General features: G+C 65.8%; 20 protein-coding genes. 14 read left to right on the top strand and 6 right to left on the bottom strand.

Annotation, left to right across the window (positions count from 1 at the left end):
- Positions 1 to 3 precede the first annotated feature (3 nt).
- Positions 4 to 1,461, bottom strand: coding sequence for an arabinan endo-1,5-alpha-L-arabinosidase (locus tag AC5RTT_RS00130; protein ID WP_494143475.1), 1,458 nt, complete (start codon positions 1,459 to 1,461; stop codon positions 4 to 6).
- Positions 1,462 to 1,760: 299 nt separating this feature from the next.
- On the opposite strand from AC5RTT_RS00130, the gene AC5RTT_RS00135 reads away from it, so the two are divergent.
- From AC5RTT_RS00135 to AC5RTT_RS00165, 7 genes are all read left to right on the top strand, one after another.
- Complete coding sequence (locus tag AC5RTT_RS00135; protein ID WP_494143476.1) at positions 1,761 to 3,092, top strand: ABC transporter substrate-binding protein; 1,332 nt, start codon at positions 1,761 to 1,763, stop codon at positions 3,090 to 3,092.
- 17 nt (positions 3,093 to 3,109) lie between these two features.
- Positions 3,110 to 4,018, top strand: coding sequence for a carbohydrate ABC transporter permease (locus AC5RTT_RS00140; RefSeq protein ID WP_494143477.1), 909 nt, complete (start codon positions 3,110 to 3,112; stop codon positions 4,016 to 4,018).
- A gap of 11 nt (positions 4,019 to 4,029) precedes the next feature.
- The gene (locus tag AC5RTT_RS00145; RefSeq protein WP_494143478.1) at positions 4,030 to 4,983 is read left to right on the top strand and encodes a carbohydrate ABC transporter permease; all 954 of its coding nucleotides are present in this window, start codon (positions 4,030 to 4,032) and stop codon (positions 4,981 to 4,983) included.
- Positions 4,984 to 4,986: 3 nt separating this feature from the next.
- Positions 4,987 to 6,345, top strand: a complete 1,359-nt coding sequence (locus tag AC5RTT_RS00150; RefSeq protein WP_494143479.1) for an arabinan endo-1,5-alpha-L-arabinosidase — start codon at positions 4,987 to 4,989, stop codon at positions 6,343 to 6,345.
- On the top strand, positions 6,338 to 6,979 hold the full coding sequence (locus tag AC5RTT_RS00155; RefSeq protein WP_494143480.1) for a YesL family protein: 642 nt from the start codon (positions 6,338 to 6,340) through the stop codon (positions 6,977 to 6,979). Before AC5RTT_RS00150 ends, AC5RTT_RS00155 begins: the two co-directional genes overlap by 8 nt.
- A 121-nt stretch (positions 6,980 to 7,100) precedes the next feature.
- On the top strand, positions 7,101 to 8,606 hold the full coding sequence (gene arfA, locus AC5RTT_RS00160; protein WP_494143610.1) for an arabinosylfuranosidase ArfA: 1,506 nt from the start codon (positions 7,101 to 7,103) through the stop codon (positions 8,604 to 8,606).
- Position 8,607: 1 nt separating this feature from the next.
- Positions 8,608 to 9,651: an arabinan endo-1,5-alpha-L-arabinosidase gene (locus AC5RTT_RS00165; protein WP_494143611.1), complete on the top strand. Its 1,044-nt coding sequence runs from the start codon at positions 8,608 to 8,610 to the stop codon at positions 9,649 to 9,651.
- Between the two features lie 2 nt (positions 9,652 to 9,653).
- On the opposite strand, the gene AC5RTT_RS00170 is transcribed toward AC5RTT_RS00165, so the two are convergent.
- The 3 genes from AC5RTT_RS00170 to AC5RTT_RS00180 all read right to left on the bottom strand — a co-directional run bounded on the left by AC5RTT_RS00170 (position 9,654) and on the right by AC5RTT_RS00180 (position 12,415).
- The gene (locus AC5RTT_RS00170; RefSeq protein WP_494143481.1) at positions 9,654 to 10,682 is read right to left on the bottom strand and encodes a LacI family DNA-binding transcriptional regulator; all 1,029 of its coding nucleotides are present in this window, start codon (positions 10,680 to 10,682) and stop codon (positions 9,654 to 9,656) included.
- A 95-nt stretch (positions 10,683 to 10,777) separates the two neighbouring features.
- Positions 10,778 to 11,941 (bottom strand): ribosome small subunit-dependent GTPase A, encoded by a 1,164-nt coding sequence (gene rsgA / locus AC5RTT_RS00175; RefSeq protein WP_494143482.1) that lies wholly within the window; start codon positions 11,939 to 11,941, stop codon positions 10,778 to 10,780.
- Positions 11,942 to 12,178: 237 nt separating this feature from the next.
- On the bottom strand, positions 12,179 to 12,415 hold the full coding sequence (locus AC5RTT_RS00180; protein WP_494143483.1) for a zinc-ribbon domain-containing protein: 237 nt from the start codon (positions 12,413 to 12,415) through the stop codon (positions 12,179 to 12,181).
- 149 nt (positions 12,416 to 12,564) lie between these two features.
- On the opposite strand from AC5RTT_RS00180, the gene AC5RTT_RS00185 reads away from it, so the two are divergent.
- Positions 12,565 to 13,716, top strand: a complete 1,152-nt coding sequence (locus AC5RTT_RS00185; RefSeq protein WP_494143484.1) for a GGDEF domain-containing protein — start codon at positions 12,565 to 12,567, stop codon at positions 13,714 to 13,716.
- 35 nt (positions 13,717 to 13,751) lie between these two features.
- On the opposite strand, the gene AC5RTT_RS00190 is transcribed toward AC5RTT_RS00185, so the two are convergent.
- Positions 13,752 to 14,858, bottom strand: a complete 1,107-nt coding sequence (locus tag AC5RTT_RS00190) for a LacI family DNA-binding transcriptional regulator (RefSeq protein WP_494143485.1) — start codon at positions 14,856 to 14,858, stop codon at positions 13,752 to 13,754.
- A gap of 173 nt (positions 14,859 to 15,031) precedes the next feature.
- Here AC5RTT_RS00190 and AC5RTT_RS00195 point away from each other — a divergent pair, with 173 nt between their 5' ends.
- From AC5RTT_RS00195 to AC5RTT_RS00215, 5 genes are all read left to right on the top strand, one after another.
- Complete coding sequence (locus AC5RTT_RS00195; protein WP_494011337.1) at positions 15,032 to 15,889, top strand: ABC transporter substrate-binding protein; 858 nt, start codon at positions 15,032 to 15,034, stop codon at positions 15,887 to 15,889.
- A 79-nt stretch (positions 15,890 to 15,968) separates the two neighbouring features.
- Complete coding sequence (locus AC5RTT_RS00200; RefSeq protein WP_494011336.1) at positions 15,969 to 16,757, top strand: amino acid ABC transporter permease; 789 nt, start codon at positions 15,969 to 15,971, stop codon at positions 16,755 to 16,757.
- Positions 16,754 to 17,533, top strand: coding sequence for an amino acid ABC transporter ATP-binding protein (locus tag AC5RTT_RS00205; protein ID WP_494143486.1), 780 nt, complete (start codon positions 16,754 to 16,756; stop codon positions 17,531 to 17,533). Before AC5RTT_RS00200 ends, AC5RTT_RS00205 begins: the two co-directional genes overlap by 4 nt.
- Positions 17,533 to 18,576: a Gfo/Idh/MocA family protein gene (locus AC5RTT_RS00210; RefSeq protein ID WP_494143487.1), complete on the top strand. Its 1,044-nt coding sequence runs from the start codon at positions 17,533 to 17,535 to the stop codon at positions 18,574 to 18,576. The genes AC5RTT_RS00205 and AC5RTT_RS00210 overlap by 1 nt, the downstream gene beginning before the upstream one ends.
- A gap of 86 nt (positions 18,577 to 18,662) precedes the next feature.
- Positions 18,663 to 19,784 carry an NAD(P)/FAD-dependent oxidoreductase gene (locus AC5RTT_RS00215; RefSeq protein WP_494143488.1) on the top strand — a complete coding sequence of 374 codons (1,122 nt, stop codon included), beginning with the start codon at positions 18,663 to 18,665 and terminating at the stop codon, positions 19,782 to 19,784.
- A gap of 46 nt (positions 19,785 to 19,830) precedes the next feature.
- On the opposite strand, the gene AC5RTT_RS00220 is transcribed toward AC5RTT_RS00215, so the two are convergent.
- Complete coding sequence (locus AC5RTT_RS00220) at positions 19,831 to 21,357, bottom strand: SulP family inorganic anion transporter (RefSeq protein ID WP_494143489.1); 1,527 nt, start codon at positions 21,355 to 21,357, stop codon at positions 19,831 to 19,833.
- A gap of 289 nt (positions 21,358 to 21,646) precedes the next feature.
- On the opposite strand from AC5RTT_RS00220, the gene mptB reads away from it, so the two are divergent.
- Positions 21,647 to 23,230: a polyprenol phosphomannose-dependent alpha 1,6 mannosyltransferase MptB gene (gene mptB, locus AC5RTT_RS00225; RefSeq protein ID WP_494143490.1), complete on the top strand. Its 1,584-nt coding sequence runs from the start codon at positions 21,647 to 21,649 to the stop codon at positions 23,228 to 23,230.
- Positions 23,231 to 23,249 lie beyond the last annotated feature (19 nt).

Here is a 23,249-nt window from a genome sequence, read left to right on the forward strand (position 1 = left end):
CCTTCACCTGCCGGGAGGAGCGGGGAAGCCGACGGTGTCAGTGGCAGCCTTGCCGTGGGCGTTCTGGAACACTGCCCGGACCAGAAGGCCGGCATGGTCATTGGCATTAAAGGAAACTTCGAGCGTCGAGCGGTAGGTGCCTTCGTCCGTGCGCTTCGTCACGGGTTGGTGGTCCGCTGGCTGCCAGCTTGCGCCGCCGTCGTTCGACAATTCCCATACTGCTACCGGACCCGGCGTGCCGCCCGCGGTGGCTGTGATAGTGGCGGCACTGCCTGCTGCGGTGGCCCTTGGCTGCTTCAGGATCGACGGCGTTTCCACGCTCTGGTTGAACACCGGCCAGCCGTCAGCCCAGTTAATTTTCTGGATGCCGAGGGTGGGGAAGTACGGAAGGTCCCCGTTGGAACCGTCGTAGTAGTGGAAGGCCAGGTAGTCGCCAAAGACGGATTGACCACCCGGGCCGGTGATCGCGCCGTGCGAATCAAGCACCACGGATCCGCCACCGCCGAACATGTCGCGCCCTTGTTTGTCCAGGTACGGCCCCTTGACAGAGGTGGAACGGCCCACAGCCACCTTGTACGTCGAATCAGCGCCGCGGCAGCAGGCGTCAAACGAGACAAAGAGGTAGTAATGGTCCCCGTGCTTGGTGATGTACGGCGCCTCGATGGGGTTCCCGGGCATGAACCGGTCCGCAATATTCACAGTCTTGGACTCCCATCCGGCAACTGGCTTTCCGCTCGGCCACTCAATGGGGACCAGGAAGATGCCGTACCAGAACGAACCGATAGCCATGTAAGGGGTTCCGTCGGCGTCCTCGATGATGCCGGCGTCGATGGCGTTGAAGGTCTTGGCGGGATTGCCCGGGTCGAGGCCGGTGGCAGGTGAGGAGACGACCAATCCCTGGTCCACCCATTCATAGTCGGGATCGTTTGGGTCAAGGGTGGTGTTGGTGGCAAGGGCCGTCAGTGACTTGTTGCCGCCGAAACGTGACGCCGAGTAGTAAAGGTAGTAGGTGCCGTTGTGTTCGGTGATTTCCGGTGCCCAGAGGTTGCCGGGCAGTTCGCCGTCGGAAAAGTGCTCGTCGATCCACGCCGGGATGCGGTCCCAAACCGTTCCGGTGTACTCCCAGGTTGTCCCGTGGTCGCGGGAACTCCACATCTGAATGGTGCCGCCGTTCTCCCGGTTCACCAGGCCGGTGGAATAGACATACCACGTGCCGTCGTCGGCAATGATCAGCGCCGGATCATGAATGGGCGAGGTCTGTCCCACCACCGTTTTCCCGCCGGGGGGATCGAAAGGGAGCTTCTGCTGGCCCGGGGGCTTTTCCGACTGGCTGACCTGGCTTTGGGCAGCCGGGCTAAGGGCGGGGCCGGGGGCGGCCGCGGTGGGGAGGGCTGCTGCCAGGGCAAGGGTTGCAGCTGCTGCCAATCCTGCGGCGCGCAGCAGCCAGGGACGTGACTTCATCACGTGGTCCTTCCGGGAGAGAGGGGCTGGTCGGCAGCAGGGATGCGCGGCGCCGGGGTGTCTTGCAACGTTGTAAGAAAAATATGGCATGGATCACGTTTCCGGTCAACGACGGCGGAGGCTGGGCCGAAAACAAATCCCCCGCCTCCTCTTGACGGCGCAGGAAACGCTGTGTGAAGGTTCTTACAACGTTGCAAGAAATCGCCCCGGATGCCGGTCCGCCACCGCGGACAGTGGGGCTTTCCGTACCAGCCCACCAATACACTTGTGTGCTCCACCCAACCCGGAAGGACTGCGTGATGATGAAGTCACGTCCCATGGCCGCAACCTTGGCGCTCTTTACCGCCGCCGGCCTGATGCTTGGCGGTTGTTCCGCCCCCTCCGCCGAGGACAGCGGCGAAAAGAAACTCACGTTCATGTTCCGGGGAGGTGAGGACGAGAAAAAGGCCTACGAGAAGGCGGTCTCCCAGTTTGAAGCGGACAACGGGGTGGACGTGGAAATCATTGTCACCACCGCAGACCAGTACGCCACCAAGCTGAAGGCAGCTATTGCCGGCAAACAGGTTCCGGATGTCTTCTACATCGGCCCCGGCGACGTCCAGGCCTACGTGCAGAACGGCATCGTCAAAGACATCACTGAGTACGTTGAGGGTTCGGACACCATCGACCTGGACAACATTTGGGAATACGGCGTGGACAGCTACCGGTACGACGGCGAACGCGTCGGCGAGGGTGCCATCTACGCCCTGCCCAAGGATGTGGGCCCGTTCTCCTTCGGCTACAACAAGACCATGCTGGAAAAGGCAGGAATCCCGCTGCCGGACAAAGACAAGCCGTACACGTTCGACGAGTTCGTGGCCGCCGCGAAAAAGCTCACCCAGGACACTAACGGGGACGGCACCCTTGACCAGTGGGGCACCGGCCTGAACGTCCAGTGGAACCTGCAGCCCTTCGTCTGGTCCAACGGCGGCGACTGGCTCAACGAAGACCGGACAAAGGTGACGGTGGATACGCCCGAGTTCGCCGAATCCCTGCAGTGGTTCGCGGACCTGCAGAACGTCCACGGCGTCACGCCGTCCGTGGCTGAGGCGCAGACCCTGGACACCTACCAGCGCTGGATGAAGGGCGAAATCGGGTTCTTCCCCATCGCCCCCTGGGACCTGTCCACTTACCAGAAGCTGGGCTTCGACTGGGACGTCATCCCCTACCCGGCCGGGGACAGCGGCGAAACCGCCAGCTGGATCGGAACGCTGGGCATCGCCGTCTCCGAAAGCACCAAGCACCCGGAGGACGCCGTCAAGCTCGTGGAGTACCTGACAGCCAACAAGGAGGCCCAGCAGAGCCTGGTGGACGCCGGCATCCAGATCCCCAACCTCAAGGACATGGCCGAGGCCTGGGCTGCGGACACCAGCACCAAGCCGGCCAACAAGGAAGAGTTCCTGCAGATCGTGAAGGACTACGGCCGCGCCCTGCCCGGCGGCAATACTTTCAACGCCGAGTGGTACGACGAACTGTTCACCAACATCCAGCCCGTCCTGGACGGCAAGCAGACCGCCGCCGACTACCTGAAGGAAGCGCAGCCCAGGATGCAGGAATTCCTGGACGCCGCCAACCAGCAGGCCGGAAACTAGCGGGAGGGATCACCGGTATGACAACAACCACCACGCGCCCGCGCCGCTCGCGGCTCCACCGGAAGGAACACCAGGCGGCCCTCGCTTTTGTTGCCATACCGGTGATCGGTTTCCTCCTCTTTACGCTCTTCCCACTTCTTTTCTCGGTCTATGCCTCCTTCACCAACTGGAACGGCATCTCGGCACCGGTCTTCAAGGGTCTGGACAACTACACCAAGATGTTCGGTGACCGCTACTTCATCCAGTCGCTGTGGAACACCCTCTACATGATGATCGGGATTCCCATCGGGCTGGCCATCTCGCTGGGCCTGGCGCTGGCGATGAACCGGAAGATGCGCGGAACCACCTTCTTCCGCACCGTCTACTACCTCCCGGTGATCTCCTCGATCGCAGCCGTAGCGATTCTTTGGCAGTGGGCCTTCAACGGCGACTTCGGTCTGATCAACCAGGGCCTGGCACTGGTGGGGATAGACGGGCCCAACTGGCTCCAGGACACAAACACCGTAAAGCCGGCCCTCATCATCATGGCCATCTGGAAGGGCCTGGGATATTCCATGCTGCTCTACCTTGCCGCCCTCCAGTCAGTGCCCCGGTACCTCTACGAGGCAGCGGCCCTGGACGGCGCATCGGCCTGGCAGCAGTTCCGCCACATCACCATCCCCATGGTCCGGCCGGTCACGTTCTTCCTGATCGTCACCAGCATCATCGGCGGCTCCCAGATCTTCGTGGAAATCAACATCATGACTCCCACGGGCGGCCCCGAGTTCCAGTCCGCTTCCATTGTTTGGTACATCTGGCAGAAGGCCTTCGACAACCTCCAGATGGGGTACGCCTCCGCCATGTCCGTGGTCCTGGGGCTGCTGGTTTTCGCCATCACCTTCATCCAGTTCCGGCTCAACCGCCGCAACCAGTTCTCCATCGATTGAGGCAGGCAGCCATGTCCGCACAGAACGTCATCACCACCCCTCCGCTGGAACCCACGCAGGAACTTCCGGGCGCCAGCGGGGGAGCAAGCTCTTCCGCGTCCCGCACCAAAAGCGGCCGGCCGCGCTCCACCAGGGAAACTCTCCGCCTCGGCAACGTCATCACCACACTGATCCTGAGCGTGGGCGCGATCGTCATGATTGCCCCGCTGGCGTGGACCTTCTCCACCTCCCTCAAGACGAAGGACGGGGTGTTTGCGCTTCCGCCGCAATGGATTCCGGACCCCTTCGTCTGGGAAAACTACGCCCGCATCTGGACTGCCGGCCCGCTCCTCAGCGGCATCCAGAACAGCCTGATTGTGGCCTGCTCGGTGACCATCGTGGGTTCGTTGACGTCCGCGCTCGCAGCCTTTGCCTTTGCGAAGATGCGGATGCCCTTCAAGAACGTCCTGTTCCTGGGGCTCCTGTCCGGCCTCATGATCCCGTTCCCCACCCTGATGATTCCGCAGTTCACCATCTTCGCCAGCATCGGCTGGGTAGACACGCTCCTGCCGCTGATCGTGCCGGGACTCTTCGGGAACATCATCATGATTTTCTTCCTCCGCCAATTCCTGAACAGCATCCCCGATTCCATCGTGGAGGCGGCCCGCATTGACGGGGCCTCCTACCTGCAGATCTTCTGGACCCTCATCATGCCCGCCATCCGGCCGGCCCTGGCCGCGCAGTTCATCCTCTGGTTCATGGCCATGTGGAACGACTATCTGGCCCCCATCATCTACCTGAATTCGCCCGGCACCCAGACGCTGCAGCTGGTGATCGCGAACTTCAATGCCCAGTACGCCATCCAGACGGACTACCCGTTGATCATGGCGGCGTCCTTCGTAGCGCTCCTTCCGGTGCTGATCGTCTTTGTGGTCTTCCAGCGCCAGATCATCGAGTCCATTGCGCTTTCCGGATCCAAGGGCTGAGCCGTGGCTACCGACACTGATCTCTCCCGGGAACTGCTTCCGCTTCCCGCGGGTGCCGCCTCGCCGTCTGCGTCATGGGGCTCCCGCCACGCGCACGACCCCACGGTGGTGCGGGACGACGACGGCACCTACTTCATGTTCTCCACTGACGCCATTGCCAATTCGCAAGACATTCCCGCAGGGGTACATATCAGGACCTCCACCGACCTGGTGGAGTGGACCTACGCTGGTACTGCCTTAGGCGGCGTCCCGCAACCCGCCGCAGCCTGGTCCGGCGCGCAGGGGCTGTGGGCGCCTGACGTGGTCCGCTGGCCCGGCGGCGGATGGCACATGTACTACTCGGCGTCGACCTTTGGCTCCAACACCTCAGCCATAGGCCTTGCTGTTGCTTCGTCACCGGCCGGCCCCTGGGAGGACCGCGGTCTTGTGGCGGCCACCCGCTCCGGCGAACATTCCCAGAACGCCATAGATGCGGCGGTCACCTTCGATGCCGACGCAAAGCCATGGCTCACGTACGGGTCCTTCTTCTCGGGCATCTATACCCTGCCGCTGGACGCCGAAACGGGCCTGGCCCTGGTGGAGGGGGACCTCGGAACGGTCATCGCCCGCCGCCCCAAGTCGGTGGAGGGTGCCGTGGAGGGGGCCTTTGTCCTGTACCGCCCGGAGGAAGATGCGTACGTCCTCTTTTGCTCCTACGACTCGCTGTTCAGCACCTACAACATCCGGGTGGCCCTGGCGGACTCCATCACCGGCCCCTACCGCGACTTCCTGGGCAACCCGATGACCGACCTGGATTCCGCGCCTGCGTCAGTGGGCACCAAGGTTCTGGGCAGCTACCAGTTCGACGGCGGCACGGGCTGGCTCGCGCCGGGCCACAACTCCGTCCTGACCCAGGAGGGGCCGGACGGGCGGACCGAGCATTTCGCGGTCCACCACGTCCGCTTCGCGGCTGATCCCAGCCAGCATGTGGTCCAGCTGCGCCGGATCTTTTTCACCGCATCCGGCTGGCCTGTCGTCTCACCCCAGCCCTACGCAGGGGGAGAACGTGAGGCGCTGTCCGCGTCCGTTCGGGTGCAGGGAACCTGGCAGGTCCTCCGCTTTGCCCCGGAGACATCAGACCTCGTCCCGGCGGTGGCCCTGAGCGTCGAGTGCATTGACGACGCCGGCGCAGTTTCCGCCGGTGCCCCCGCACGGATGAGGCTTCGCGTTGCTGCTCCCGGCGGGTCCGATGGTGCCGTTGAACTTGATGCCGTGGTTTTTGGTTCATGGGACTGGTCCCGCAACCGCCCGGCCCTGTCCTTCAGCGGCCTGGACCAAGACGGGGTGGTTTGGAGCGGAACCCGGGAGTCAACGCATGAATGATCTGCCGCTGGGTTGGGCCGGCCGCGTGATGGGCTGGCTCCGCTTCTCCACGGCTCTGGTCCTGGTCAACGTGCTCTTCGTGGCCGGGACCCTGGCCGGACTCCTGGTCCTGGGTCTGTTCCCTGCGGCCGTGGCTGCGAGCACTGTCCTGGCCAGGCTGCGGGACGGTTCTGCCGGGGACCACCTGGCACGCGACTTCGTCGCCGCCTACCGGTACCAGTTCCGGCACGCCAACCTGGTGGGAGGCGCCTTCTGGATCACCGGCGTCGTACTGGTCCTTAACTTCTGGACCCTGCTGGGTCCGGCAGGGACCACGATGCCCCACGTGGTGCGGGCAGTCCTGCTGGTACTGTCCGCCGTGGCTGCCGCTGTGACCGTTGCTGCAGCCGCCACCGCGGTGTCCATCTGCACCCGATACCGGGACACCGTCAGCAAGACATGGCGGGCGGCGTTCATGCTGCCGGTCATCTCGCCCGTCATGAGCCTTTCCCTCCTGGCAACCCTGGCAGCGGCCACCGTCATCTTTACCGGAATGACGGTGCTGGTGCCCCTGGTCGGCGCGTCGCTTCCCCTGCTCCTGTCCGGATGGCTTGTGGGCCGGAGGCTCAACGGGCTCGCGCCGGCAACCCCCTAAGCCAACCTGCCCCCCAACGCGCTCTTCCACCTTGTCCTTCGCTAGTTCTATAACGTTATAAAGAATAGGATCCACCGTGACCATCACCTCCGCCGCTGCTGAACAGACCGACCTGGCTGTCGTGGCACCCACTGTCATCACCGTGAACCGGGACGCCGTGGTGGCCCCCGTCAACCGCCGGATCTTCGGCTCCTTCGTGGAGCACCTTGGCCGGTGCGTCTACGACGGAATCTACGAGCCCGGACATCCCACGGCCAATGAGGACGGCTTCCGCCTGGACGTCATTGAACTGGTCAAGGAACTTGGCTCCAGCACCATCCGCTACCCCGGCGGCAACTTCGTCTCGGGCTACCGCTGGGAGGACGGCGTGGGCCCCCGTGACCAGCGTCCCGTCCGGCGGGACCTTGCCTGGCACTCGCTTGAGTCCAACCAGGTGGGCCTGGACGAGTTTGCCCGCTGGTGCAAGCTCACCGGCTCGGAGCTCATGATGGCCGTCAACCTGGGCACCAGGGGCATCGAGGCCGCCCTGGACCTGCTGGAGTACACCAACCACCCGTCCGGCACGGCACTCAGCGAGCAGCGCATCGCCAACGGCGCTAAGGACCCCTACAACATCCGCATGTGGTGCCTGGGCAACGAGATGGACGGGCCCTGGCAGATCGGGCACATGTCCGCCGAGGACTACGGCAAGCTGGCCGCCCGTACCGCGTCGGCCATGAAGACGGCGGACAAGAACCTGGAGCTGGTGGTCTGCGGCTCCTCCGGGTCCTCCATGCCTACGTTCGGCGAGTGGGAGCGGGTGGTCCTGGAGCACAGCTACAACTACGTGGACTACATCTCCTGCCATGCCTACTACCAGGAGCGCAACGGCGACCTGGGCTCCTACCTGGCGTCCTCGCTGGACATGCAGTATTTCATTGAGACCGTGGTGGCCACGGCCGACCACGTCAAGCACAAGCTCAAGAGCAAGAAGACCATCCAGCTGTCCTTTGACGAATGGAACATCTGGTACCTGGACGAGCACCAGGCTTCTGACGAGGTCAATGAGGAATGGACACACGCGCCGCGCCAGCTGGAGGATACCTACTCCGTTGCCGACGCCGTGGTGTTCGGCAACCTGCTGATGACGCTCCTGAAAAACCACGACAGGGTTGCCGCAGCCTCCCTCGCCCAGCTGGTCAACGTGATCGCGCCCATCATGACCGAGCCCGGCGGTGACACCTGGCGCCAGACCACGTTCTTCCCGTTCTCCGTCACGTCCCGGCTTGCAAAGGGCGAGGTGCTCCGTCCCCGCATTGAGGCCCGAACCTACACGACGGCGGTGTACGGCGAGGCCCCGCTGGTGGACTCCGTCGCAACCACCGACGCCGCCACAGGAGAGTCCGCCCTCTTCCTGGTCAACCGCAGCCAGACCGAGTCCATCGACGTGACCATCAACGTCGCCGAACTCAACGCCACGGTGGTCACTGAGGCAGTCACCCTGCACGATGAGGACGTCTACGCCAGGAACACCCTTCAGGACCAGAACCGCGTTGGCCTGAAGCAGCTCGACGGCGTTGTCCTGGACGAGGGAACGCTCACCGTGACGCTTCCGCCCGTGTCCTGGTCCGCCGTCGCGCTTGGCTGACGTGCCGTTCCACGCCAAAGGCGCCGCTGCCCGCCGCCCGCCCAGGACATGGCCCGGGGTCTGGCTGGCAGCGGCGCTTGCCGCCGTCGTCCTTCTCCTCGCCGGATGTGCCGCACCCGGCACGGCGACCGAGGCGAAGCCCACCCGGCTCACAGGCGATTTCTTCACCCACGATCCTGCCCTGGTCAAGGGGGAGGAGGGGGAGCCGTGGTTCATCTACTCCACCGGCAACGGGCAGGTGGCGGACGGCAACATTCAGGTGAGGCGGTCCGCGGACGGCGTGGACTGGGAGTATGCCGGTGAAGTGTGGCAGGAAAAGCCGGCGTGGCTTACCGAGGCGGTGCCGGGGGTGGACAACCTGTGGGCGCCGGAACTCTACGAGCATGACGGGACCTGGTACCTCTACTACTCCGCCTCGACGTTCGGCAGGAACCTTTCTGTCATCGCCCTGGCCACCAACACCACGCTGGATCCCGCGGACCCCGACTATGAGTGGGTGGACCGGGGCCAGGTGATCTCGTCCAAGGGGGAGCATTTCAATGCGATCGACCCGGGCATTGCCGAGGACCAGGACGGCACGCCCTGGCTGTCCTTCGGCTCCTTCTGGACGGGGCTGCAGCTGGTGGAGCTTGAGTGGCCCGGCGGCCTGCGGGCAGGGACGGAAGAACCGGTCGCCATCGCGGACCGGAAGGCCCCGCCCAACGCGATCGAAGCGCCCTACATCCTGCCGCATGACGGCGCTTACTACCTCTTCTTCTCCCGCGACTTCTGCTGCAAGGGGCTGGAGAGCACGTACAACATCGCCGTGGGGAGGTCGGACAACATCACCGGCCCCTACGTGGATGCGGACGGCAAGGACCTGCTCGACGGCGGCGGCACGCCTTTGCTGGCATCCGAGGCCGGGCGCGTGGGGCCGGGCGGGCAGTCTGTTTCCGGCAACGTCCTCGCCTTCCACTACTACGCAGAGGAACTGGACGGCGCCTTCCGACTGGGGCTTGCCGAGCTGGAGTGGAAGGACCGCTGGCCAACGGTGCGGTGGGAGTAGGCCTACGCGGGGAGGGCCTGTGCGCGTCCCACTGTTGACTCCCGAGGCACCACCTGGAATGCCGTCTCCACCTCTCGGGGCGGCATTCCGGCCGGGTCCTTGATGCGGTCCATCAGCATCCGGATGGCAGTCTCCGCAATCTCCGTGCGGCCCGGGTCCACGGTGCTGAGGGTGGGAAGGGAGTACCGGGTTTCATCCAGGTCGTCGAAGCCAATCACCGCCACATCGTCCGGCACGCGGAACCCGGCCTCCTGAAGCACCCGCACGGCGCCTTGGGCGAGCGTGTCATTCAACCCGAAGACGGCATCGAACCCGGCCCCGCGGTCAAGGAGGTCGTGCATGGCGGCGGCGCCGTTGGACCGGTGCCAGTCCACCACGTAGGCCACGATGCCGTCGTCGTACGGAATCCCCCTCGCTTCAAGGGCCTCGCGGTAACCCCGCAGGCGGAGGCCGGCGGAACCGATGACCTCACCCTCGTGGGCGCCCACCACGGCGATCCGCTTCCTGCCCAGGTCCAGCAGGTGCTCGGTGGCGGCGCGGGCCGCCGTCACGTTCTGCATGGTGACGTGGTCGGAAGCGCTGCCGAAGATCCGCTCTCCAAGGAGCACTATGGGCACCTCGGCCTTGATCAGGTCCGCGTCCTCCTGCCCGAGCGCCAGCGGGCTGAAGATCAGGCCGTCGGACATCTTCAGCCGTGGACTGGCCATGACCTCAAGCTCCCGGTCGCGGTCCGCGCCGGTCTGCTCGACCAGCACCACCAGCCCGCACTTTGCCGCCGCCTCGATCACGGCGTCGGCCAGCTCGGCGAAGTAGGGAAGGCTCAGCTGGGGCAAAGCGAGCGTGATGGCGCCGGTGTGTCCGGAACGAAGGCTGCGGGCCGTGAGGTTGGGCCGGTAGCCCAGCTCACGGATAGCCTGCTGCACCTTGGCCCGGGTGGATTCCCGGACGTGCGGGTGGTTGTTGATGACGTTGGACACCGTCTTGAAGGACACGCCCGCTACCCGGGCAACATCGTGGAGCGTGGCCGCCATGGATCCCCCTGCAAAAGGTCTGAGGCCCGGAGGCCGGTTACGCTGATTTTACAACGTTGAACGCCTTGAGCGCGCTCCTCCCGGCCCCCGGACCCTCACCGCCGCCGCTTCCGGTCCTTCCCGCCGGCGCGGTCCTGCCGTTCCGCCAGGTCCCGCTCCGCCCAGCGCTGCGACTTCCCGGCTGACACCACCTTCTGGTGCCACTCCCGGTGGTACGCCCGCTGGGCGGCCACGCTGCTGCGCCGGGCCAGGGCGGCAAGCTCGCGCTGCAGCTTCAGGTAGCTGTGCCAGCGCCGCTCGGGAAGGGTGCCGTCCTCAAGGGCCTGCTGCACGGCGCAGCCTGGTTCGCCCTGGTGGGAGCAGTCCGAGAACCGGCATCCCGCAGCCAGTTCCTCCACGTCGCCGAACATCTCCTCCAGGCCGTCCTCGGCGTCGAACAGCCCGAAGCCGCGCACCCCCGGCGTGTCCATCAGCACGGTCCCGTTGGCAAGTGGCACCAGTTCCCGGGACGTGGTGGTGTGCTTGCCCTTGAAGTCGCCGGCGCGCACCGGACCGGTGTGCTGGACCTCGCGGCCCACCAGCGCGTTGATCAGCGTTGACTTGCCTGCGCCGGACGGTCCCAGGAGCACGATGGTGCCGCCCGCAGGGATGTGCTGCAGCAGTTCGTCGATGCCGTCGCCCTTTTCTGCGGACGTGGTCACCACATCCACCCCGGCGGCCTGGAGGATGACTTTCCCGACGACGTCGTCCGCCACGGCGGCGAGGTCGGCCTTGGTGATGATCACCAGGGGAGTGGCGCCCGAGTCCCATGCAGACACAAGGGTCCGCTCCAGCCGGTTGTGGGTCAGGGGCCGGTCCACCGGCACCACCACACCCACCACGTCCATGTTCGCCGCCAGGACCTGTTCCGCGGACGAATCCTCGAAGGCGCGCTTGCGGCTGAGTTCGGACAGGCGCGGCAGGACGGCCAGGATCTGGCGTTCGCCGGCGCGGTTGGGGCCGGTCCACACCCAGTCACCGGTGACGGGAACGCCGCCGGCCAGGGGATAGGGAAGATGCAGGAGGTCGTTGCCGACGGCGACCAGCAGCCGGTTGCGGTCCACCCGGACCACCCGCCCTCGTCCGGTGGCGCCGGGGCAGGGATGTCCGTTGAAATGCCGCGCTACTGGCGCCGCATAGCCAAAGGCGGTGGGGCCTTCGAAAAGTAACTTATTGCTGATTCCAGTACTGTCCAGGGCGTTGCCTGAAGAAGTGTTCACTGTGGTTTCCTCGGGAAGATCTCCCGATGCACCAGAAGCGAATCAGGCGACGCTGGTGCAGGCGGGGGAGTGGGGCTGGTTGATGGATGCGGGGCGCTCCGGGCGCGCGGCAGCTGCAATCATCAAAACCACCTCCATTCCCTCCAGGGGTCCTCTCCGCTCTGCCGGGACGGCAGGGGCGACCGTGTCCCACTCTAGCCGCGGCCGGCGTCGGGGGCCAGAGCCAAAACGGGAAGCTTAGCGCTGCAGTTCCAGGGCCCGCTTCTGCCGGCCGGAGATGGACGAGACGTAGCCGCAGTTTGAGCAGGTGATGTTGTATTTTCGGGACGTGGTGAACACCGGGACGAAGAACAGCGTGAACTTGGTGGCGCGCTCTTCCAGGTGGTGGTGGACGAAGGAGCGGCAGTACTGGCAGGTTGCGGGCTTGCCGGGGAGCGCCTTGAGTACCGTCTTGAAGCCGAAGAGGAGGAGCATGGCGGGGCCTTTCGTGGTCCTGTGCTTATCGAACCACCTTAGGCGGTTTCGCCGCGGTTGTTCATGGGTACGACTGCTGATGCGCGTGCCGTTGCGGTGCAATACTGAGGGTCGGCACAGACATTCGGCGTTGGGGGGACTTCGAAGACATGGTTCTGGACACCACCACGCTCAGGATCGCCTTCGGCCTGATGGCGCTGGTCCTGGTGGTGCTCTTCTACTTCTCCGCCTACCGCATCACGCGCTCGCCGTACAGCGGCTGGTGGTGCCTGGCGCTCGTGTTCTTCCTCGCCGGATCCGCGTGCTTCCTGCTGGACGGGACGGTCCACCAGGTGTGGGCCAACCCGGTGGGAAACGTGATGCTGGTCCACGGCGGGGTAGCGGTGTGGGCAGGTGCCCGGTCGCTGCGGACTGTGCCGCCGCCGAAGTGGGCGTTCACCGGGATCCCACTGGTGGTCCTGGTTGCCTCGGTGTTGGACAGCCCCGCCACGAATACCTGGTCCGGCGGTCCGGTGTTCCTCGCCGCGATGAGTGTCAGCATCGGGCTGGCATCCCGGGAGCTGTGGCGCCTGGAGCCCGGCTACTCGAGGGTCCGGATTCCCATGGCAGTGGCGGCCGGGGGCCTGGCCGCCTTCTACTTCCTCCGGTGGATCGGGTTCCTGGTCGAGGGGCAGCACGGGCCAACCTTCACCACCGTGTTCGGCTCGGCGGTGACCACTCTGGTGACCATGGTGCTGCTGGTAGTGGTGTCCTTCAGCATGGCCGCGCTAAGCAGCGAACAGCAGACCCGCGCCCTCCGCGTGGTGGCCTCCCGTGACGACCTGACCGGGCTGTTGAACCGCAAGGCCTTCATCGACCTTGCCGCCGAGCTGCTCTCCGACCGTGCCATCACCCGCGGCTCCGGCGCCCTGATCCTGGCGGACCTGGACCACTTCAAGGGTGTTAACGACACGTACGGCCACGCCGCCGGGGACAGGGCGCTGCAGCGGTTCGCCCAGTCCTGCACCGAGACGGTCCGCTCCACCGACCTGGTGGGCCGCTATGGCGGTGAAGAATTCGTGCTTTTGATCCCCGGTGCCAGCGCCGAGCGCGCCGAGCTGATCGCTAAGGAGATCAGCCGGCGGCTCGCCGCCGGACCTGCCATGGACGGCATGGAAATGCCCACTGTCAGCTACGGGATCGCCATGTACGACGCCGGGACCTCCGACGTGGAGAGCGTCATCGCCGCCGCCGACGCGGCTTTGTACGTGGCAAAGTCAGAGGGACGCAACCGAACGGCCCGCAGCGACCGGCTCCTGTAGGGAGAGCCAAGCGGGACGCCGCCCCCGCCCGAGGCCTAGTTCAGCCTCGCCGCGAGCTGCTCCTGCGGGGGTTGCCCCACAGTCGGGCAGGGTCCCACCGAACCGCGCCGGACAAGAGTTGCCGTGAATTGTGCCGGTGGGGCAGGTGCAAGGCCCTCCATCTGGCGGATCAGCGCCTTGGCTGCAGCCACACCCATGTTGTAGACCGGCTGGGCGATCACGGTCAGGGGTGGTGTGGTGAGCCGGGTCCAGGGGAAGTCGTCGTACATGAGGAATGAAACATCGGCCGGAATGGACAGCCCAAGTTCCTGGATCGCCTCCACCACGCTGAGGGCGATCAGGCCATCGGAAGCGACCACTGCAGTGGCCTGCTCCGGCCCGCGAAGGACTTCCCGGGTGATGCTGCGGATGGAGTCTGAGTCGCCGGCATTGAGCCGGACGAGGTCCTCCGGGAACGGAAGGCCAGCCGCCAGGAATGCCTTCCGCATTCCCTCCAGCCGGTCTGCGATCTGCGACGAATCCAGCGCCATTCCCGGGGCGTAGGGAGCCTCGGTCCGCAGCGTGGAAATGAAAGCAATCCTGCGGTGGCCGGCGTCGAGCAGATGCTGCGTGGCTTCCAGCGAAATCTTCGCCATATCCACCGCTACCGTCTCCACGCCCAGGTCTCCGCCGGTCCGGTCAATGAAGACCAGGGGGCGGCCCGACTGGTGCACCTGCTGCAGGTGCCCGGTATCCACCGATGATGCGGGGGCAACGATCAGGCCGTCCACGCGCTTGTCCAGCAGGACCCGGACGGCCTCAACTTCGGCCCCCCGGTCTTCGTCAGTGTTGACCAGAATGACGTTGTACCCGGCCTTCTTGGCGGTGTCGGTAATGCCGCGGGTGGCAAGTCCGAAGTGGGGATTTTCGATATCGCCGACCACCACGCCGACGGTGTGGGATTTGCCCGTGTTCATGCTGCGGGCAAGCTCGTTGGGACGGTAGGACAGTGCTTCGGCTGCGGCGAGGACACGTTCACGGACGTCATCGCTGACGGCACCGTAGTTACCCAGCGCCCTCGCGGCCTGGGCCTTGGACACCTGGGCTGCCTTGGCGACGTCGGCAACGGTTACGTCCCGCCGCCTCGTTCCTTCACCGTTCATCTTCACCTTTCGACGGGCTGTTGACGGCCCCTGTGACTTAGGCTACATTTCTATCAATCGATGTGAGTCCGGTCTCAATCCTAGAGGGTGAGACCGGACTCAACAAGAAACATCGGCCACTTTCTTTGGCGGCCCTGACAGCACCGCCTCCCCATCAACGATTGGACAACGCTGTGAAAAAGCTGAACTTCCGCCCCGCCGGCATCGCCGCGGCTGCCCTGGCCGCAGTCCTGGCGCTCTCCGGCTGCGGCTCCACCACCGCCGCCTCCACCACGGAGGACAATCCCTACGGCCTGATCCAGCCCGGCACCATCCGCGTGGCGAGCCTGGGAGACTCGAAGCCCTACACATTTGCCGATGCCTCTGGCAACTTCACGGGATTCGACGTGGAACTCTTCAAGGACGTGGCCCACCGCGCCGGCGTAGACAATGTGGTCTTCACCGGGCAGGACTTCTCCGGGCTCCTGGCCGCCGTGGCCAACGGCCAGTTCGACGCCGGCGTGGCCGCGATCGGCATCACGGACAAGCGCAAGGAGACCGTGGACTTCTCGGATGGCTACCTTGCCGGCTACCTGACCGTGATAACCACGAAGACCTCGGGCATCACCGGCGCCGACGGCCTGGCAGGAAAGCGGCTCGGTGTGGTTCAAGGCACGCTTCAGGAAGCCTATGCCGTGAAGAACTTCACGTCGGCCAGCCTGGTCCGCTTCCCGGACAACAACACCGCGATCGCAGCGGTCAACAGCGGCACCGTGGACGCACACTTCCTGGACTACGAGGCCGCGAAGGCCTACCAGGAACAGCACGGCCTGGTCAGCGCGGCTGACATCCCGTCCTTCGACGCCCCGGCCGGATTCGCCGTGGCCAAGGGCAAGACGGCCTTCAAGGAGGCCCTGAACAAGGGCCTCGCTGAAGCGATGGAAGACGGCACCTGGAAGGAGCTCTACCAGAAGTGGTTCCCGGGCTCCCCGATGCCAGAGCAGTATCTGCCCAAGGCCGAGCAGACCGCCGCAGCTGAGCCGGCCAAGTAGTCCTACGGACATCTGACCGGGCGGGCCGCCTCAAGCGGCCCGCCCGGAACCTCCAAACAATCTACGTCTGAGAGCAACCATGGACTGGTTCAACACCATCATCCGTACCTTCTTCGACTTCGGCGCAATGGCCGAGGTCCTGCCCCAACTCCTGGCGGTCGGCCTTCTCAACACGCTGATCATCTCCATCGCCGCAACCGTCCTTGGCACGGTGCTGGGAATGGTGGTCGCCGTCATGGGCATTTCACCGTCCAAGTGGCTGCGGGTTCCGGCCAGGATCTACACGGACCTTTTCCGCGGCCTGCCCGCCATCCTCACCATCCTGCTGATTGGCCAGGGCTTCGCTCGCCTCAGCCAATCGATTTTTGGTCCTTCGCCCTACCCCCTGGGGATCATCGCCCTTAGCCTCATCGCCAGCGCATACATCGGCGAGATCTTCCGTGCGGGCATTCTCAGCGTGGACAAGGGCCAGGGCGAGGCCTGCCGAGCCCTGGGCATGAGCTACGCCAAGTCCATGGCACTTGTTGTGGTGCCCCAGGGCATCCGCCGGGTGCTTCCGGCGCTGGTGAACCAGTTCATCGCAATCGTCAAGGATTCCTCCCTGGTCTACTTCCTGGGGCTCCTCGTCACCGAACGCGAACTCTTCCGCGTGGGACAGGACGCTGCCGTACTGTCCGGGAACCTTTCCCCGCTGGTCGCTGCCGGCATCCTGTACCTGGTGATCACCGTTCCGCTGACGCACCTGGTGAACTACTTCGACAACAGGTTCCGCACCGGCCGCCGCCGTGCCGCACCGCCCACCAGCGGTTTGAACGAAGTCAAGGAACTCGATGCGGCCTCGCCGCTCATCACCGGGAGCAACACATGAACCTGCCAATAGCCACCAGCAACACCACCTCCCAGGATGTGCAGACGTTCCACGGCTCGAGCCTGGAGCTGCGCAACCTGACCATGGCCTACGGGGACATCGAGGTCCTGCGTAACGTCAGCCTCACGGTTGCCCCGGGCACCACCACCTGCATCATCGGTCCGTCCGGTTCGGGCAAATCCACCCTGCTCCGCGGCGTCAACCGGCTGCACGAACCCAAGAGCGGCGACGTGCTGCTGGCCGGCGAAAGCACCCTCACTGCCAATCCCGATACCCTTCGGACCCGCATCGGTATGGTGTTCCAGCACTTCAACCTATTCCCGGACCACACCGCCCTGGAGAACGTGGCACTGGCGCTATGGAGCGTCAAGGGCATGCCCAAGGCCCAAGCGATGGAGCGCGCCCGCCGCGGACTCGCCGAAGTGGGACTTGCGGAGCGCGCCGACCACCGGCCCAGGGACCTGTCAGGCGGCCAGCAGCAGCGCGTTGCCATCGCCCGTGCGCTCGCCATGGAACCCGAGGTCATGCTCTTCGATGAAGCCACCAGCGCGCTGGACCCGGAACTGGTCAAGGGCGTCCTGAACCTCATGGCAGGGCTTGGCCGCCGCGGGATGACAATGCTGGTGGTCACCCACGAGATGGGCTTCGCCCGCAAGGTGGCCGACCAGGTGGTCTTCATGGACGAAGGCGAAGTAGTCGAAGCAGGAACACCCGCCCAACTCTTCGACAACCCCCGCAGCGAACGCCTGCAGCGGTTCCTCTCGGAGGTGCTCTGATGCGGACCGTTGGAGCGGCACCCATCCGTACTGCCGTCGTCGGCTTTGGAATTTCCGGCCGCGTGTTCCACGCGCCGCTGATCGCCGCGAATCCAGGCTTCTCACTCGACGTCATCGTCACCTCGCACCCGGAGCGGGTGGCCGAGGCAGCCAGGCTCTATCCGCAGGCCCGGATCCTGCCCACCCCGGAGGAACTCTTCGCGGAGGCGGGTAACCTCGACCTCCTGATCCTTGGCACTCCGCCGGACACCCACTTCGGGCTGGCCGCCACGGCCATCGCCCATGGACTGCACGTAGTAGTGGACAAGCCTTTCGTGCCCACGTCGGACCTGGGCGAGGAACTGATCAGCAGGGCAACCGACGGCGGCGTGCAGCTCACCGTGTTCCAGAACAGGCGCTGGGACGCCGACTTCCTGACCCTCCGGAAGGTCCTGGCATCAGGAGCCCTCGGGGAAGTCAGCAGCTTCGAATCACGGTTCGAATGGTGGCGTCCCGAAGGGTTCGGCAACTGGCGGGACACCGTGTCCCTTCCCGAAGGCGGCGGTATCCTGCACGACCTGGGGGCACATCTGATTGACCAGGCCATCCAGCTGTTCGGCCCGGTGGACAGGAGCTACGGGGAGACGGCAAACCGTGGACCCCATCCCGATGCCGCCGACACCGAGGCCTTCGTGTCGCTGCTGCACGCGTCCGGTGTCCGCTCGAGGCTGTGGATGAACGGCATGGCCGCCCAGCCGGGCCCCCGCTTCCACGTCCTCGGCTCCCGCTCCGGCTACACCAAGTGGGGACTGGACAGCCAGGAACCCGCCCTCGCTGCCGGCATGCCGCCGTCGGACCCTGCCTATGGACTTGAACCCCAGGAGCGTTGGGGGCTCCTGGGAGTGGACGGCGAAGCAAAGCCCGTACAACCCGAGCGCGGTGCGTACCCACAGTTCTATGTGCAGCTTTCCGCAGCCTTGCGGGGGGAGGGCCCGCTGCCCGTGAACCCGGCCGAACCACTTGAGGTGCTGAGGGTGATCGAGGGCATCCACGCCCTGGCCTGATTCCGCCGTCCGGTTCCTTCCACCACTCTTCCTCCTTATCGCGTAACAGCGTTCCCATCATCATGTTTTTCACAGAAAGGGACACCATGTCCTCTGCAGCATCCGCCAAGCGCGTCGCCATCATCGGCGGCGGCATCCTGGGAGTCTCCACCGCCGTGCACCTGCTCCGCGAGGGGGCTTCCGTGATCCTGCTCACCGAACGCGGCCTGGCCAGCGAAGCCAGCGGGCGGTCGCTGTCGTGGCTCAACTCCGCAGGCGAGCGGTCCACCCCCTACCACCAGCTGCGCATTGCCGGCGTGGACCGCTACCGCACCCTCTTTGCCGCTGACCCCACCCGGGAATGGCTCCAGTTCGGCGGCGGCCTGATGTGGAACGCGGAAGGACAGCAGGCTGACACCGAGGCCCGGCACGCCTACGAGAAGTCCATCGGCTACGACTCCAAGCTCCTTTCTCCCGGTGACATCGCTTCCGTTACCCCCGGCATCGACGCCGCCGCTGTACCGGACAAGGCGATCTTCAACCCCGGCGAGGGCTGGGTCAGCCTGCCCGACCTCATCGACTTCCTCATGGAGGAATTCCACTCCCGCGGCGGTGAACTCGTCCTGAACGCGGGCAAGACTTCCGTGATGGTGGAGGAGGGACGCGCCACGGGCGTGGAAACGGCCGCCGGCGGGACCTACCCGGCCGACGCTGTCCTGGTTGCATGCGGCGCGGCGACGCCCGCCGTCGTCGAACCCCTTGGCGTCCGGATCCCCAACGGTTCACCGGTGTCGATGCTGGTGGTGACCAAGCAGGTGCAGCACGACGTCGCCGCGGTGCTGAACACCCCCCGCGCCGCGCTCCGGCCCAACCCCGGCGGCACCTTCGCGCTGGACCACGACTGGTACGAGGAGCACATCACCGAGCACGCGGACGGCTCCTTCAGCATCCCGGATGAGGTGGTGCAGGAACTGGCCGACGAGGCGTCGAAGCTGGTTGCCGGCAACCCGGAACTCAAGCCTGCATCCTGGAAGATTGGCTACAAGCCGATCCCCGGCGACGGCGAGCCGGTCCTTGGCGAACTGGGGCAGGTGCCCGGCTGCTTCGTCGCCTTCACCCACTCCGGTGCCACCCTGGGCCTCATTGCCGGTGAGCTCCTGGCCGGGGAGATCCTGACCGGCAGGAAGCACCCCATGCTCGCCACCTTCCGGCCGGGGCGGTTCTCCTAGTCCAGGACGGCCGGCGGGGGAGCCGCAGGGCCCTTTCCGAGGGTACCTAGTTGAGCTTCCCCGCCAGCCGCTCCCGCATCGAGACGCTCGCAGCGTTCAGGCCGATCAGCTCCACCTCGCGGCCGTGGCGCCTGTACTTCTCGGTGACGGCGTCCAGCACGGCGATGGTGGAGGCGTCCCAGAGGTGCGAGGCGTGCAGGTCCACCACCACGCGGTGAATATCCGGTGCCGCGTCCAGGGCGTACTCGAACTGCGTGTAGAGGTCGTTGGAGGAGGCGAAGAAAAGCTCGCCGTCCACGGTGTAGGTGGCCACGTTCTGCCCGTTGACCTCAAGCACCGTGCGTTCCACGGTGACGAAGTGGGCCACGCGGCGGGCGAACATGGCCATTGCGGCCAGCACGCCGACGCCCACCCCGATGGCCAGGTTGTGGGTGGCCACCACCGCGGCCACGGTGATGAGCATGACGGCGGTTTCGGACTTGGGCATCCGCCGGAGGGTCCGCGGCGCGATGGAGTGCCATTCGAACGTGATGGCGGAGACGAAGATCATCACGGCCACCAGCGCGGCCATGGGGATGAGTCCGACGACGTCGCCCAGCACCACCACGAGCAGCAGCAGGAAGACACCGGCCAGGAAGGTGGACACCCGGCTGCGCGCGCCCGACCCCTTCACGTTGATCATGGTCTGTCCGATCACGGCACAGCCGCCCATGCCCCCGAGGAACCCGGTGACGATGTTCGCCACGCCCTGGCCCCACGATTCGCGGGTCTTGTTGGACCGGGTGTCCGTGATGTCATCCACCAGCTTGGCGGTCATCAGGGACTCCAGCAGCCCCACCAGGGCCATGGACAGCGAGAACGGGGCCAGGATCTGGAAGGTCTCCCACGTCAGCGGGACGTCCGGCAGGAAAAGTGACGGCAGGCTCTCCGGCAGCTGGCCCTTGTCCGAGACGGTGGGCACGTCCACGCCGGCCAGGACGGCAAACACGGTGAGCAGGACGATCGCCACCAGCGGCGAGGGCACCGCCGTCGTGATCCGTGGCAGGCCCACCACGATCACCAGGCCCACCGCAACCAGGGGGTAGACCATCCAGGGGACGTCAACCAGCTCCGGGAGCTGGGCCATGAACACCAGGATGGCCAGCGCATTGACGAAGCCGACCATAACGGACCGGGGAATGAAGCGCATCAGCCGGGTCACCCCCGCGGCGGCAAGCAGGATCTGGAACACCCCGGCCAGGATCACCCCGGCAATGAGGTAGTCCAGCCCATGGCTGCGCATCAGGGGAGCGATCACCAGCGCCACGGCCCCGGTGGCTGCCGAGATCATCGCCGGACGTCCGCCGACGAACGCGATGGTCACGGCCATAGTGAAGGACGCGAACAGGCCGATCCTCGGGTCCACGCCCGCAATCACGGAAAAGGCGATGGCCTCCGGGATCAGGGCAAGGGCAACCACCAGGCCGGCAAGGGCCTCGGTCTTCAGCCGGCGCGGGGAGCGGAGCGTGGCCCGGACCGATTGCAGCTGCTGCGGCGGAGGCGCTGCAACCGGAGAAGCGGCAGATACGGCCATGGCTGGCTCCGTTCAGGTTGGGAAGGCGCGTGGTGAGCCTTCAGGTGGTGGGAAAGGGGCGCGGCGGTGCGCTCGAAACTGGGGGCCGGGCGGGGCAAGCGTGCTGCCGAACCGAGCCCCTTCAACTTTACGCGGAACGCACAGCCCGCCCTGTTGCCAAACTGTGCCTTACCGGCCGCCCGCAGCCCGGGGGCGGCCGGAAGGCCTGCTGATAAAATGGCCGGGTTGCAGGGCGGCCTTTCTGCTGGTCCAACCAGCGCCGTATCGAAGTAGGGGACCAGACACAATCATGACTGCAGGCGGGTCACATCTCGGGACTTCGGAGAGCCAGCCGGCAGCGCCGGTCAAGGCCTCCGGGCCCGCGACAGGCCGCGCCTACCTGGCAATCATTGAAGGGTTCGTCGGCGCTCTCATGATGTTCGTCGGTTCCATCGGAACCGGCTGGATCGCCAACGGCTCGCCCATGATCCGCCAGCCCGTGGTCATCGCGCTCCGCACCGAAGGCTGGGGCGTCACCGTCTCCACCGTCCTGCTGACCGTTGGCGCCATGGTGCTGATGCGGTCCTGGCTGCGGCTGGGCCAGCGCCTGGCCGAGTGGGGGAAATCGTCCCTCCGGTCAGTGGTGATCGCCATCTCCGCCTGGTCCCTGCCCCTGCTGTTCTGCGTGCCCGTGTTCTCCCGCGACGTCTATGCCTACACCGGCCAGGGGCGGCTGGTGCAGGAGGGCCAGAACCCCTACCAGGTGGGCATCTCCACACTCAGCAACTGGTTCGCCCTCGGCGCCGACCCCGCCTGGGCGGAGAACCGGACACCCTACGGGCCGTACTTCCTGTGGCTGGCGCGAGGGGTGGTGGGACTGACAGGGGCGCAGCCGGACGTCTCCGTCCTCCTCTTCCGCCTGCTGGCCGGCGTCGGGGTCCTGCTCTGCGTCATCTACGTGCCCAAGCTGGCCGAGCTGCACGGCATCAACGGCGCCCGGGCACTCTGGATCGCCGTGGCCAACCCGCTGTTCCTGATCAGCTTCCTCGCCAGCGCCCACAACGATGCCCTGATGGTGGGCCTTGCCGTGGCCGGCGTCTACTTCGCGGCCACCCGCCGCTACATCCTGGGAATCCTCCTGGTGACCGCGTCGATCGGGATCAAGCCGATCACTGTCCTCCTGCTGCCGTTCCTTGGCGTGATGTGGGCGGGGCCGTCCGCCACCTGGCCGCGCAAGTTCCTGATGTGGGGCGCGACGGCGGGACTCAGCTTCGGGTTGCTGCTCCTGAGCGGCATCCCCTACAACCTGGGCATCGGCTGGACCTGGGCCATCATGGACCCCACCCCCGGCTACACGGGGTATTCGCCGTCCGGCTTCCTGGGCCAGCAGGTGGAAATGCTCGCCAACGCGCTGGGCCTGCCGGGCGGCACGCTCGCCACCTGGCTGCGGACCGGCATGAAATGGGCCGCCATCGCGCTTGTCCTGCTGCTGATGTTCCGCGGTGACTACTCCCGTGCGGTGCGCCGGATGGCCCTGGCGTTCACCGCCGTGGTGATGCTCTCACCCATCATCCAGCCCTGGTACATCCTCTGGTTCCTGCCGTTCCTGGCCGTCACCGGGATCCGCGACGACTGGCAGATCCGGTCCCTGTACGTGGGCGTCACGTTCTTCGTGGTGTTCGGCGCGCAGGACCAGCTGTCCGTATGGTCCTTCGTGGAGCTTCCCATCGATGCGTCCACCCTGGCGTTCTTTACCGCGCTCGCCTTTACGTTCTACCTGCTGTTCCTGGACGTGCACACCCGCAAGCTGCTGATCCAGGGCAAGCCCTGGGACCTCGCCCGGCGCGGCTGGCAGTGGCTGCTCGCTTGGCGGGAACGCGCGGTCAGCCGCTGATCCCTGGGCCTGAGCCCTA

The sequence above is a fragment of the Arthrobacter sp. Y3221157 genome (assembly GCF_059089865.1).